The following is a 12,316-nucleotide window of genomic DNA, read 5'->3' as shown; positions in this document are numbered from 1 at the left end:
ACGTGAGGTGATTGGTTTTCACGGCGAATCGATCAGTGAATTGCGACAAGCATTCGAGGAGGCCGTTGATGACTATCTCGAAACCTGTAAACGCCTTGGCCGTGAGCCGCAAAAGACCTATTCGGGGAAGCTGAGTCTGCGCCTTGAGCCCACCCTTCACGCCAGCGTGGCCGCAAAGGCCGAGCTGGCGGAAAAAAGCATCAATCAGTGGGTCAGCGATATTCTGAGCAAGGCCGCTTACAGCTGAGGTGGTCAATCAGTCCCGCAGATCCGACTCATGTATCGGATTCGCCCGGCTGGTAGCCCGTTGATACTGCGCCGGCCACGTAGCCCTGTTACCGCCCAGGTCATCATCGGCATGCAACGGCCAGTAAGGGTCGCGCAGCAGCTCGCGAGCCAGGAAGATCAGGTCGGCCTGCCCGGTGCGCAGGATGTGTTCGGCCTGGGCCGGTTCGGTGATCATGCCCACCGTACCGGTGGCGATTTCCGATTCCTTGCGTACACGCTCGGCGAAGCGGGTCTGGTAGCCGGGGCCGGTGGGGATTTCGGCATTCATCGAAGTACCGCCGGAGGACACATCGATCAAGTCGACACCGAGCGCTCGCAGGCGACGGGCCAGTTCTACTGTTTCGTCGGGGTTCCAGCCGTCTTCCACCCAGTCGGTCGCCGACACGCGAACGAACAGCGGCAGTTCCTTCGGCCAGACCTTACGCACCGCCTCGGTCACCTGCAGCGTCAGGCGGATGCGGTTTTCGAAGCAACTGCCGTATTCGTCGCGGCGCTGGTTGCTTAGCGGCGAGAGGAACTGGTGCAGCAGGTAGCCATGGGCGGCGTGGATCTCGACTACCTTGAAGCCCGCTTGCAATGCCCGTTCGGTGGCTTTGACAAACTCGGCTACAACATCCTGGATCTCGTCTTTGCTCAACTCACGCGGCGCCGTGTGTTCAGGATCGAAGGCAATCTTCGACGGCCCCACCGGCTGCCAGCCTCCTTCCTCGATCTTGACGCTGCCATGCTTGCCCAGCCAGGGGCGATGGGTGCTGGCCTTGCGCCCGGCGTGGGCCAGTTGGATGCCCGGCACGGCGCCCTGCGCGGTGATGAAGCGGGTGATGCGTTGCAGTGGGGCGATCTGTTCATCGTTCCACAGACCAAGGTCCTCGGCAGTGATCCGGCCATCGGCGGTCACAGCGACCGCTTCGGTGATGACCAGCCCGGCACCACCGACGGCGCGGCTACCCAAATGGACAAGGTGCCAGTCGTTGGCCAGGCCATCGACAGCGGAATACTGGCACATCGGCGAGACGGCGATGCGGTTGGGCAACGTCAGCTGACGCAGGGTGTAAGGCTCGAGCAGCAGGCTCATGAGGGCACCTCCCAAGGACTCCAATGGTGATCCGGCCCGGGCATTCAAGTGCACATCCCTGGCCCGGTGCCGGTCATTAATCAGACTAGACCAGATTGGTGGGAGGGAGGTTCGATGGGATTGTTGACTGCTCTGACGCCATGGGTGGTACCACCCTCCAGAGCGATCTGATGCCGGTCGACTAGCCTATGTAGAAATAGCCTACAAGGCAACTTTAATAATCCTACGGCCCGGTAAGAAATTCTTCTCAATAAGCGAGTGCTGTGTCCTATCGCCACCCGACACAAATAAAACTATCGTCATTATCGCCCTCGACATGCGAAAAATCTTCGTAAATCGAAGAAAACACCCACTGACTTGACAATAAGATTAATGGACAAATTTTTCTCCACACAAGATATAAGCACGCTCGATAACGCCATTACCGACCACGAACAGCTTCTGCTTACCAAGGCATTTTCTGATGCCCTATGGCGATATGACTGGCCGGTAAACTCAACACCCTTCTCTCGTCCCTGCTGGCATTTTTTCATTGCAGGAAGCCGCCGCGAATCCCTCGAATGCTGTGAGGAAGAGCTGGAAAATGATAAACGCTGGGGTTTTCTGACTCATATTTGGCATCGATTGAAAGCGACGCACATCAAAAACTCCAGACTACTTGGCGTATACGCAAACGGACAGACAGCAGGGCAGGACAGCCCGATTCATCGAGACAACCTACCAAGCGAACCCGGCCAGACAGCAGTGATTTTCTGCAACGATTATTGGGCCACGACTTGGGGAGGCGAACTCATGTTTTGCAATGACGTAAAAAACGACATTATCGCTGCCGTTCTTCCAAAACCTAAACGCATCGTAGTGTTCAACGGCGAAATTCCACACCGAGCAAAATCGCCAGCAATTGAATGCGATCGTTTGCGAGTGACACTTGCGTTCAAAACAATCAGGAGCAAGTCGCATGAGTAATCGCGTGGAAATATTTGTTGCCATGGTAGACCGTGTGGGAAAACCTGGATTCCAGGCTGGAGCAGCTTCGGCCGTACATGATCAGTTCAATACCGATAAAAAGGGATTTTCACTGATAGTACAAGGTGCTCAAACCAGCACCGCAGTCGCCTCTGTACTTTCAGTCACCCAGATGACGGCGGGGGCAGTACCATTTATCAATATCGTCACCAACTCCCTCGCAGGAACGGTTACTTTCTTAAAGATTGTTGCCGAATACCGAGACAATCAAAAGCTAAACTATGGCGACGTAGTCAGCCTGGTGGGTAACGTCGCCGGTGTCGTCGCGGGTTTTGCACTATTGCTAGGAGGACCTTTGACCGCCGGTTCCTTCACCGCCTTATCACTAGCAGCAAGTCTGATAGGGACATATAATTCAGAGCTAGCCCGGAGAATCCAAAAAACCGCTACGGACGCCATTATCAATGCATTGAAAACCCATGATGTAACACAAGAACCCTCTACACCCCTCATTGCACCAAACCTAACAGTAACAGACCCAGCGTCGATAGCCTCTCATTTCGGCGGATTGATCACGGTCATTACATGGAACCCTACTACTCACGACATCAAGTTAGACACCCGAATACTTGAGGAATTCAAAACCAACGCAAGTACTCGCCCCATCCCCCATGGAGGCAATAATCTACCCGTTACGCCATCTGCGCCTGAGCACTCAGGAGGCGCAACACTGACCATAGGAATTGAAAGCTTAACCGGGCAGCCTCCGGCAGGGCCGACGCCATCAATTACCGTTGGGTTTGGCGCAGGGCAAGATAAATATGCTTGCTGCAATGCACCGCAGCAAGACAAATATCGCTGACCGGCAATCACCTCTAAGAGAGAGACGCCAATGCTAACTTGGGGAGCTTGGATCAAACTGATGCGCAGCATGCCTGCGCATGACCGTGTGAAGTGCCTGATATTGACGGGGATCGCATTCCTCTTTTTACTACCCATATTTCTCTATAACTTCGGAGAGAAAATCGAGCCCGCTACCGCTCCATGGGTTCGCATACCCGCGTCGCTGACTTCAAACCCTGAGATTTGGGAGTACGACAAATCCATATATGGCTTAGGTGTTCGTTACAATGCGCCTAATGGCCAACGGGTTAAAACATGGATGTACGTGGACAGGTCCCGCTACGACAACGCCAACGTCAGCAAAACAACACCTCTATTCATAGAAGTCGAAAACACCCTTTCCGGCCCTATCGCGAGGACTTTATCGACTAAAGATGAAATATTATCCGACCCTTCACTCAGGCAGCGTGTAAACGAAACGAGTGATCGGAAAGCTGTAGAAGGGATCGTGTTCGTCTGCACGTTCAGCCTCCTCTCATTTGCAGGGGCCGCAGTGATGCACTGGCAAAACCTGCGAAATAAGAAGCAACAGCGTGCGGTCGAAACATAGCAGGATTTCTCGGCTTCGCTGCGCGAGTAGCCAAAATGCACATGGACGTTGCAGAGTCAGGGCGGCGCTCAACTTCCACAACCCCGCAAAACCAAGGCAGGCACTTGTAGGCTCCTCAGCGCGGCTCCATATGCGCAATCATCAGCTGCACACTCTCATTCCCACGAAACTCGTTCACATCCAACTTGTACGCCAGCTCCACCCAACGCACGGTCGGGTTCGGCCACACCTCACGGTCTATACCAAAGGCAATACCATCCAACCGCACCGAGCCACACTCACTCTTGAGCACCACTTTAAGATGGCGCTCGCCGACCACGCGCTGTTCGACCAGCTGGAACACACCATGGAACAGCGGTTCGGGGAAGTGTTGCCCCCAAGGCCCGGCATTACGCAGGGCCTTGGCCAGGTCCAGGTGAAATTCCTCCACCGCCAGGCTACCATCCGAAAGCAGACGGCCGGTCAAGTCCTCTTCGCGCAACTGGCGACGGACTTCTTCATCGAACGCTTCGGCGAACGCCGGGAAATGACTTTCGGGCAACGACAGGCCCGCAGCCATGGCATGCCCACCGAACTTGCTGATCAGTTCAGGCTGGCGCGCTGCCACTGCATCCAGCGCATCACGGATGTGAAAGCCCGGTACCGACCGCGCCGACCCCTTGAGCATGCCGTCACCAGCATCGGCGAAGGCGATAGTAGGCCGGTGGTAACGCTCTTTCAGGCGTGAGGCGAGGATCCCGATCACACCTTGGTGCCATTCGGCATCGAACAGGCATAGGCCGTAAGGCATGGACTCGACCGGCAAATCCTTGAGCTGGGCCAAGGCTTCGCGCTGCATGCCCTGCTCGATCGACTTGCGGTCCTGGTTCAGGCCGTCGAGCTGCTGTGCCATGTCCAGGGCCAGCGCCTCGTCCTCGCACAACAGGCACTCGATACCCAGGCTCATGTCGTCCAGGCGCCCGGCGGCATTGAGCCGCGGGCCTAGAATGAAGCCCAGGTCAGTGGAGGTGATACGCCGGTGATCGCGACGTGCCACCTCCAGAATCGCCTTCAGCCCCGGCCGCGCCCGGCCGGCACGGATGCGCTCCAGGCCCTGATGCACGAGGATGCGGTTGTTGGCATCCAGCGGCACCACGTCGGCTACGCTGCCCAGCGCGACCAGGTCGAGCAGCTCACCGATGTTCGGTTGTGCTTGCGTCTGGTAGCGCCCCAGGCTGCGCAGGCGCGCGCGCAAGGCCATCAGCACGTAGAAGATCACCCCGACGCCGGCCAGCGATTTGCTTGGGAAGTCGCAACCTGGCTGGTTCGGGTTGACGATAGCGTCGGCGTCCGGCAATTGCTGGCCCGGCAGGTGGTGGTCGGTGACCAGCACTTTGAGCCCGGCCGCTTTGGCTGCCGCCACACCCTCGACACTGGAAATGCCGTTGTCGACCGTGATCAGCAATTGCGGCTGGCGCTGCAGCGCCACCTCGACGATCTCCGGGGTCAGGCCATAGCCATATTCGAAACGGTTGGGCACCAGGTAGTCGACATGGGCCGCGCCCAGCAGGCGCAGGCCGAGCACGCCGACAGTACTGGCGGTGGCGCCGTCGGCATCGAAGTCGCCGACGATGATGATGCGCTGGCGCTGGTCGAGCGCTTCGACCAGCAAGTCTACAGCGGCATCGATGCCCTTGAGCTGCTGGTACGGCAACAGCCGCGCCAGGCTCTTGTCCAGCTCGGCCTCGGACTGCACGCCGCGGGCGGCATACAGGCGGGTCAGCAAAGGTGGCAGGTTACCGAGAAACGGCAGGGTCGGCGGCAGCGGGCGGGGTTCGATACGCATGGGTCGGTTGGCTCAGCCACGCTCACCGAGCAGCCACTGCAGCTGCACTTCGTGCTGGCCACGGTCATCAGTGACGAACACTGTGCCTTCACTGATCATCACGTCCCACTTGATGCTGCGCGGCATCTCCGTGGCAAGCACTTCGAGCACCTCTTGCGGCACAGCGGCGATGTTCAGGTTCTTCAGGTTCTTGACCGCGCCAACCACCTTGCTCTCCCATACACGCAGGCTGCCGTAGGCCAGCAGGCTGGTGCGCTCGGTACGGCGCGAACACCAGGTCAGGCGATCAGCGTCCGGCTGGCCCACTTCAATCCAGTGCAGTACGCGGTCGTCCAGGCTCTTTTCCCACAGGGCAGGCTCGTCGACATCCGACAGGCCGCGGCCGAACGACAGATTCTCGTTGTACCAGAGTGCGTAGGCCAACAGCCGCACGGCCATGCGCTCTTCGGTTTCCGAAGGATGACGGGCGATGGTCTGCTTGACGCTTTCGTACACGCCGCGATCGAGATCGGTCAGATTCAGTTCGAATTTGTAGGTGGTGGACGGCTGGGCCATGGTCGAAGGGCTACTTGCGCAAAGAAAAGTCACACAGTCTACCCGATCCTGATCTTCGTTGCGCCGCAGCAGTATCTGCCGCTACCGACCTATGATAAAACCACGGCTCTGCCCAATTGCCACGGATGCCCCATGTCTACGCCCAGCAAACCCCTCGCCGGCCTGAAAGTCATCGAGCTTGGCACCCTGATCGCTGGCCCGTTCGCTTCGCGCATCTGCGCCGAGTTCGGCGCCGAGGTGATCAAGGTCGAGTCGCCCGACGGCGGTGACCCGCTGCGCAAATGGCGCAAGCTGTACGAGGGTACTTCGCTGTGGTGGTTCGTGCAGGCGCGCAACAAGCAGTCACTGACGCTGAACCTCAAGCATCCCGATGGTCGCGAGATCCTCAAGCGGCTGCTGGCCGAGGCCGACATTCTCATCGAGAACTTTCGCCCGGGCGTGCTGGAAAAGCTCGGCCTGGGCTGGGATGTGCTGCATGAGCTCAACCCGAAACTGGTGATGGTGCGCCTGTCAGGCTTCGGCCAGACCGGGCCGATGAAGGATCAGCCAGGTTTCGGTGCCGTGGGCGAGTCGATGGGTGGCCTGCGCTATATCACCGGCTTCGATGACCGCCCACCGGTGCGCACCGGCATCTCCATCGGCGACTCGATCGCTGCATTGTGGGGCGTGATCGGCGCACTGATGGCGCTGCGCCACCGCGAGGTCAACGGCGGCCAGGGCCAGGTGGTGGACGTGGCGCTGTACGAGGCAATCTTCGCCATGATGGAAAGCATGGTTCCCGAGTTCGATGTGTTTGGCTTCATTCGCGAACGCACCGGCAACATCATGCCGGGCATCACGCCCTCTTCCATCCACACCAGCGCCGACGGCAAGCACGTGCAGATCGGTGCCAATGGCGATGCGATATTCAAACGTTTCATGCAGGCCATCGGCCGTAACGACCTGGCCGACGACCCGACGCTGGCCAGCAATGATGGCCGCGATGCGCGGCGTGACGAACTGTACGGGGTGATCGACCGCTGGGCCAACAGCCTGCCCCTGGAGCAGGTGATGCAGGTACTGACAGCCGCCGAAGTGCCGGCAAGCCGAATCTACTCGGCAGAAGACATGTTCAACGACCCGCAGTACCTGGCCCGCGAGATGTTCCTGCAGGCCCGCCTGCCAGACGGTAAAGCGTTCAAGATGCCAGGCATTGTACCCAAGCTGTCCGAAACACCCGGCTCGGCCGAGTGGGTAGGCCCGGCGCTGGGCGAGCACACCGATGCCCTGCTTGGCACCCTGGGTTATGACGCCGCCGCCGTCGCCAGCTTGCGCCAGGCAGGCACGGTCTGAGGTCGCCCCCGCCCGTGCGCGCGTTCCTGTCCCTGCTGTGCGGGCTGCTGCTCGCCATGGCCATCGCGCCAGTGCAGGCCAAGGAACGCCTGATATGGCTGGTCCGCGACCTGCCGCCCTTCACCATCCTGGAGGGTGCGGCCAAGGGCCAAGGTGCGATCGACCGGATGCTGGCGCTGCTGATCGAACAGATGCCCGAGTACGACCACGACATCGTACGGGTCACTCGGGCGCGCGGCATACAGATGCTGCAGGACCCTACCAGCTTCACCTGCGATCCGACCATGCTGTGGACACCGGAGCGTGCGAAGTTCGTGCATTTCTCCGAACCGGTGCTGGGGGCGATGAGCGGTGGCCTGGTCGTACGCAAGCAAGCCGGATCTCTGCTGGCACCGTTTCTGGATGGTGCGCAGGTTGACCTCAAACGCTTGTTGAGCGACACGCAACTGCAGCTTGGCATCGTCGCCGGACGCAGCTACAACACACAGATCGACGAGATCCTGCAGCAGCTCCCCGACGCAGTCCTCAGCCGCCACTATGGTAACGATGCCACTGCCAATCTGCTGCAGATGCAGCGCCTGGGGCGCCTGCAACTGGTGCTCGGCTACTGGCCGGAAGTGCGCTACCTGATCCAGCAGCAAGGCGGCTCGCTCGATGAGTACCAGTTTCACCCGATACAGGGGGTGAACCGCTACCAGTTCCTGCATGTGGGCTGCTCGGACTCGCCCTTGGGGCAAGCGGCGGTCGCGCATATAGACCAACTGCTGCCCCCGCTACGCCGGGATACTCTGCCCGCGCTTTACGCCAAATGGCTGGATCCGGAGCTGCAAGAAGAATATCTGGAACAGAGCAGGCATTTTTTCGAAGGGCGGTAAAAAAGAAACCCCGGGACGCTGGGGAGGACGCCCGGGGCCAATCGAAAGTCCTCATGGACTTCCCGCGACAACCCGCCATCACCGGAGCTGTGTGCTGGCTGGCTGCCCTACTGTCTCTGATGCGCCACTCAGGCAAAGGTTCCTTGAGGATGCTGACGTTGCTGCAACGCGGCGATGACACAGGGCTGCAGGCGCCCCTCGGCTATCTGCAGGTCACGGTGAAGGCCATCGACCAGGTCGATCAGCAGGCTTTGCTCCTGCAACTGACGCTGGCTGACCGTTCGGCGCAAGGTAATACCACCGAGGCTGTCGAAAACGGTGAGTTGCCGGTTGCCAATGGCATCGGCGGTGCCTAGCTGGGTCTGATAGGGGCTCAGGGCGTCATTAAGCAGTCTGCAGATTCTTTCCATCCGGATCACTCGCTGCGTGGTGGTATATGAAGGAACTGACCAGCAAGCGCAGCGGAAAGTTCGTTGCGCTGCAGCTGTTTCAGTGAGCATGCGTGGGTGATGTGACCGTTTGAATACGCTGCAAGGCCTGCTGCCAACGCCGCACCGGTAGCGGCCAGGGCAGGTCGGCCAGCACCCAGAGGCCACGCTCGCGAGCTTGCTCGGCAAGGTTGGGCCGGTGCTTGCTGGCACAGCCGACGAAAAGCAAAGCGCGTGAACAGCGGTTGCGCTCCAGGCGTTCGAGCAGGGCCTGGCCGCCTTTCATCGCATGGTCGAGGATCAGCAGATCGGCACCGCGCTTGCGTGCCAGGCAGGCATTGAGGTCAACCAGATCATGGGTGATGCGCACATCGAAAACGCCCAGGGCATTGCACGCCTGATGCAGGAGAATCTGGTGGGAAGGCCGAGCCTGGTGAATCAACACGTAGGGCTGATGCATGAGCCGCTCCTGAGGGAAGGACGGGCCACTGTATGCAGCGCTCAACGCGTTTTACATAGGAAAAGTCTGAATGAAACCGGGGAAAAATCTAAAAGAGGGGCCGCGCAGCAGCCCCTCTCATCACGATTAAAGCGGCTTGCCGCGATTACCGTGTTGGCTGACGAAGGCCTGGACTGCCTTGAGGTCGTTGGCCAGAACCGTGCAGCGCTCCTCACGGCCGAACAGGTCGCTCAGGTGCGCAGGCAGCTCCAGCGCCTTGCCGACGCCCGCTTTCTCCACAGCCTCCGGGAACTTGACCGGGTGCGCAGTGCCCAGCACCACCATAGGGGTATCCAGGCTGCGACGGCATTCGCGCGCGGCCTTTACGCCAATCGCGGTATGCGGGTCGAGCACTTCACCTGTGCTGGCGAAGACCTCGGCGATGGTCTCGCAAGTCTGCTCGTCGCTCACTGCCAGCGAGTCGAACAGCTTGCGCGCCTCGGTCCAGCGGTCCTGGTCGACGCTGAAACCGCCGCCCTGCTTGAAGTTGGCCATCAGTTCGCCGATAGCGGCACCGTTGCGACCGTGGAGGTCGAACAACAAGCGCTCGAAGTTGGACGAAACCATGATGTCCATCGACGGCGACAAGGTCGCGTGCAGGGTTTCCTTGACGTACTGGTTGCCGCTCATGAAGCGGTGCAGGATGTCGTTGCGGTTGGTGGCAACCACCAGCTGGCTGACCGGCAGGCCCATGTTGCGTGCCAGGTAGCCGGCGAAGATGTCGCCAAAGTTGCCGGTCGGCACCGAGAACGCCACCGAACGCGCCGGGCCACCGAGCTGCAGGGCAGCGTGGAAGTAGTAGACGATCTGGGCCATGATCCGCGCCCAGTTGATCGAGTTGACTGCGACCAGGCGGGTGCCTTTGAGGAACGACTGGTCGGCGAAGCTGGCCTTGACCATCTCCTGGCAGTCATCGAAGTTGCCTTCGATGGCGATGTTGTGGATGTTGTCGCCGAAGATGGTGGTCATCTGACGGCGCTGAACTTCCGACACACGCTGATGCGGATGAAGGATGAAGATGTCGACGTTGTCGCAGCGACGGCAGCCTTCGATGGCGGCCGAGCCGGTGTCGCCACTGGTGGCGCCAATGATCACCACGCGCTCGTTGCGCTTGGCCAGTACGTGGTCGAGCAGACGCCCGAGCAGCTGCAGGGCGAAGTCCTTGAAGGCCAGCGTCGGGCCGTGGAACAGCTCAAGAACCCACTCGTTGCTGTTCAGCTGGCGCAGCGGAGCGACCGCAGCGTGGGCGAACTCGCCGTAGGTCTCTTCCAGGATCTTCTTGAAATCGGCGTCGGCAATGCTGCCCTCGACGAACGGGCGCATCACACGGAAGGCCAGTTCGTGATACGGCAGGCCTGCCCAGGAAGCGATTTCTTCCTGGGTGAAGCGTGGGAGGTTCTCTGGCACGTACAGGCCGCCATCGCTGGCCAGGCCAGCCAGCAGGACGTCTTCGAAATTAAGGGCCGGTGCCTGGCCGCGGGTGCTGATATAGCGCATATGCAAACCTTCGGTTCGAGCGGCAAGTTGCAAGCTGCAAGCGCCAAGAAAAAGCTGTTCGGCATTTTTCTTACGCGCTGCACTGCCCTTGCCGCAAATTTAAACTGTTAGAAGCCCCAACACCGAACTGCTTTTTCTTGCAGCTTGCAGCTTGAAGCTTGCCGCTTAGTTGAGCTGTTCGACGCGGATGCGCACGACCTTGCCGACCACGTCCTGCAAGGCTTCCAGAGCAACGATGGCGTCGTTGATGCTCTGCTCGACCACACGGTGGGTCAGCAGGATCATCGGCACCAGGCCGTCCTGTTCCTCGACTTCTTTCTGCATGATCGACTCGATGTTGATGCCGCGCTCCGACAGGATGCTCGCCACCTGAGCCAGCACGCCCGGGTGGTCCTTGGCATGGATGCGCAGGTAGTAGGCGCTCTGGCAAGCTTCGATCGGCAAAATCGGGTGCGCCGACAGCGAGTCCGGCTGGAAGGCCAGGTGCGGCACGCGGTTTTCCGGGTCGCAGGTCATGGCGCGGACCACGTCAACCAGGTCGGCGACCACCGAGGAAGCCGTGGGCTCCATGCCGGCGCCGGCACCGTAATACAAGGTCGAGCCGGCCGCATCTCCATTGACCATCACGGCGTTCATCACGCCGTTTACGTTGGCGATCAGGCGATCGCTCGGGATCAGCGTCGGGTGCACGCGCAGCTCGATGCCTTCGGCAGTGCGGCGGGCTACACCCAGGTGCTTGATGCGGTAGCCCAGGGCTTCGGCGTAGTTCACGTCGGCAGTGGTCAGCTGGGTGATGCCTTCGGTGTAGGCCTTGTCGAACTGCAGCGGGATGCCAAAGGCGATGGACGCCAGGATGGTCAGCTTGTGCGCAGCATCGATACCTTCCACGTCAAAGGTCGGGTCGGCTTCGGCATAGCCCAGCGCCTGCGCTTCGGCCAGCACGTCGGGGAAGGCGCGGCCTTTTTCACGCATCTCGGTGAGGATGAAGTTGCCGGTGCCGTTGATGATCCCGGCCAGCCAGTTGATGCGGTTGGCCGACAGGCCTTCGCGGATCGCCTTGATCACCGGGATGCCACCGGCCACTGCGGCTTCGAACGCAACGATCACGCCCTTCTCACGGGCCTTGGCGAAAATTTCGTTGCCGTGAACGGCGATCAGCGCCTTGTTGGCAGTCACCACGTGCTTGCCGTTTTCGATGGCCTTGAGCACCAGGTCGCGGGCGATGGTGTAGCCACCGATCAGCTCGATGACAACGTCGATCTCCGGGTTGCTCGCAACGTCGAACACATCAGCGGTAATGGGGGTACCGGTAATCTGGCAGTTCGGGTTCGGCGAGCGCATGGCGATCTGTGCCACTTCAATACCGCGCCCGGCACGGCGGGCAATCTCCTCGGCGTTGCGCTGAAGTACATTGAAGGTTCCGCCACCGACGGTCCCCAACCCACAGATGCCTACTTTGACCGGTTTCACTGTGAACTCCCCATTGAACGGCCGGCACCTGCGCCGACCGTGAAACATGCCGT

The 12,316-nt window shown here is 60.1% G+C and carries 12 protein-coding genes and 1 pseudogene; 6 read left to right on the top strand and 7 right to left on the bottom strand.

Annotation, left to right across the window (positions count from 1 at the left end):
- Nucleotide 1: 1 nt before the first annotated feature.
- Nucleotides 2–247 (top strand): annotated as a pseudogene (locus EGJ09_RS17780) (type II toxin-antitoxin system HicB family antitoxin); the annotation flags it as partial.
- A 9-nt stretch (nucleotides 248–256) separates the two neighbouring features.
- Here EGJ09_RS17780 and EGJ09_RS17775 read toward each other — a convergent pair.
- Nucleotides 257–1,363, bottom strand: coding sequence for an NADH:flavin oxidoreductase/NADH oxidase (locus EGJ09_RS17775; protein ID WP_115274006.1), 1,107 nt, complete (start codon nucleotides 1,361–1,363; stop codon nucleotides 257–259).
- Between the two features lie 372 nt (nucleotides 1,364–1,735).
- Here EGJ09_RS17775 and EGJ09_RS17770 point away from each other — a divergent pair, with 372 nt between their 5' ends.
- From EGJ09_RS17770 to EGJ09_RS17760, 3 genes are read left to right on the top strand one after another with little or no spacing between them, the layout of a single operon-like run.
- On the top strand, nucleotides 1,736–2,329 hold the full coding sequence (locus tag EGJ09_RS17770) for a 2OG-Fe(II) oxygenase (protein WP_125924484.1): 594 nt from the start codon (nucleotides 1,736–1,738) through the stop codon (nucleotides 2,327–2,329).
- Nucleotides 2,322–3,191 (top strand): hypothetical protein, encoded by an 870-nt coding sequence (locus EGJ09_RS17765; protein ID WP_125924483.1) that lies wholly within the window; start codon nucleotides 2,322–2,324, stop codon nucleotides 3,189–3,191. Before EGJ09_RS17770 ends, EGJ09_RS17765 begins: the two co-directional genes overlap by 8 nt.
- A gap of 60 nt (nucleotides 3,192–3,251) precedes the next feature.
- The gene (locus EGJ09_RS17760; protein ID WP_177433166.1) at nucleotides 3,252–3,782 is read left to right on the top strand and encodes a hypothetical protein; all 531 of its coding nucleotides are present in this window, start codon (nucleotides 3,252–3,254) and stop codon (nucleotides 3,780–3,782) included.
- 115 nt (nucleotides 3,783–3,897) lie between these two features.
- Here EGJ09_RS17760 and recJ read toward each other — a convergent pair whose 3' ends face one another.
- Nucleotides 3,898–5,607 (bottom strand): single-stranded-DNA-specific exonuclease RecJ, encoded by a 1,710-nt coding sequence (gene recJ, locus EGJ09_RS17755; RefSeq protein ID WP_046784360.1) that lies wholly within the window; start codon nucleotides 5,605–5,607, stop codon nucleotides 3,898–3,900.
- A 12-nt stretch (nucleotides 5,608–5,619) separates the two neighbouring features.
- Complete coding sequence (locus EGJ09_RS17750) at nucleotides 5,620–6,162, bottom strand: YaeQ family protein (protein WP_115274002.1); 543 nt, start codon at nucleotides 6,160–6,162, stop codon at nucleotides 5,620–5,622.
- Nucleotides 6,163–6,294: 132 nt separating this feature from the next.
- Between EGJ09_RS17750 and EGJ09_RS17745 the strand changes: the two genes are divergently transcribed.
- Together EGJ09_RS17745 and EGJ09_RS17740 are read left to right on the top strand one after the other, a co-directional pair.
- Nucleotides 6,295–7,494, top strand: a complete 1,200-nt coding sequence (locus EGJ09_RS17745; RefSeq protein WP_125924481.1) for a CaiB/BaiF CoA-transferase family protein — start codon at nucleotides 6,295–6,297, stop codon at nucleotides 7,492–7,494.
- A 14-nt stretch (nucleotides 7,495–7,508) separates the two neighbouring features.
- Entirely contained in the window at nucleotides 7,509–8,369 is an 861-nt protein-coding gene (locus EGJ09_RS17740; RefSeq protein WP_125924480.1) for a TIGR02285 family protein, read from the top strand.
- Between the two features lie 128 nt (nucleotides 8,370–8,497).
- Here EGJ09_RS17740 and EGJ09_RS17735 read toward each other — a convergent pair whose 3' ends face one another.
- From EGJ09_RS17735 to EGJ09_RS17720, 4 genes are all read right to left on the bottom strand, one after another.
- Nucleotides 8,498–8,779 (bottom strand): DUF3509 domain-containing protein, encoded by a 282-nt coding sequence (locus EGJ09_RS17735; protein ID WP_080765825.1) that lies wholly within the window; start codon nucleotides 8,777–8,779, stop codon nucleotides 8,498–8,500.
- Between the two features lie 79 nt (nucleotides 8,780–8,858).
- The gene (locus EGJ09_RS17730; RefSeq protein WP_012315963.1) at nucleotides 8,859–9,257 is read right to left on the bottom strand and encodes a histidine kinase; all 399 of its coding nucleotides are present in this window, start codon (nucleotides 9,255–9,257) and stop codon (nucleotides 8,859–8,861) included.
- A gap of 126 nt (nucleotides 9,258–9,383) precedes the next feature.
- A complete protein-coding gene (gene thrC, locus EGJ09_RS17725; RefSeq protein WP_046784365.1) occupies nucleotides 9,384–10,793 on the bottom strand; it encodes a threonine synthase in 1,410 nt (469 codons plus the stop codon).
- Nucleotides 10,794–10,958: 165 nt separating this feature from the next.
- Complete coding sequence (locus tag EGJ09_RS17720) at nucleotides 10,959–12,263, bottom strand: homoserine dehydrogenase (RefSeq protein WP_046784366.1); 1,305 nt, start codon at nucleotides 12,261–12,263, stop codon at nucleotides 10,959–10,961.
- Nucleotides 12,264–12,316 lie beyond the last annotated feature (53 nt).

Origin of the sequence: Pseudomonas sp. p106 (genome assembly GCF_003936645.1) — a bacterium.
Classification (GTDB): domain Bacteria; phylum Pseudomonadota; class Gammaproteobacteria; order Pseudomonadales; family Pseudomonadaceae; genus Aquipseudomonas; species Aquipseudomonas putida_E.
This window is presented reverse-complemented; position numbering and strand designations above follow the sequence as displayed.

Bases quoted from the DNA above. Each gene is read 5' to 3' on its own strand.
- EGJ09_RS17760 (WP_177433166.1), top strand. From the start codon at position 3,252: ATGCGCAGCATGCCTGCGCATGACCGTGTGAAGTGCCTGATATTGACG.
- recJ (WP_046784360.1), bottom strand. From the start codon at position 5,607: ATGCGTATCGAACCCCGCCCGCTGCCGCCGACCCTGCCGTTTCTCGGT.
- EGJ09_RS17765 (WP_125924483.1), top strand. From the start codon at position 2,322: ATGAGTAATCGCGTGGAAATATTTGTTGCCATGGTAGACCGTGTGGGA.
- thrC (WP_046784365.1), bottom strand. From the start codon at position 10,793: ATGCGCTATATCAGCACCCGCGGCCAGGCACCGGCCCTTAATTTCGAA.
- EGJ09_RS17750 (WP_115274002.1), bottom strand. From the start codon at position 6,162: ATGGCCCAGCCGTCCACCACCTACAAATTCGAACTGAATCTGACCGAT.
- EGJ09_RS17770 (WP_125924484.1), top strand. From the start codon at position 1,736: ATGGACAAATTTTTCTCCACACAAGATATAAGCACGCTCGATAACGCC.
- EGJ09_RS17730 (WP_012315963.1), bottom strand. From the start codon at position 9,257: ATGCATCAGCCCTACGTGTTGATTCACCAGGCTCGGCCTTCCCACCAG.
- EGJ09_RS17745 (WP_125924481.1), top strand. From the start codon at position 6,295: ATGTCTACGCCCAGCAAACCCCTCGCCGGCCTGAAAGTCATCGAGCTT.
- EGJ09_RS17735 (WP_080765825.1), bottom strand. From the start codon at position 8,779: ATGGAAAGAATCTGCAGACTGCTTAATGACGCCCTGAGCCCCTATCAG.
- EGJ09_RS17775 (WP_115274006.1), bottom strand. From the start codon at position 1,363: ATGAGCCTGCTGCTCGAGCCTTACACCCTGCGTCAGCTGACGTTGCCC.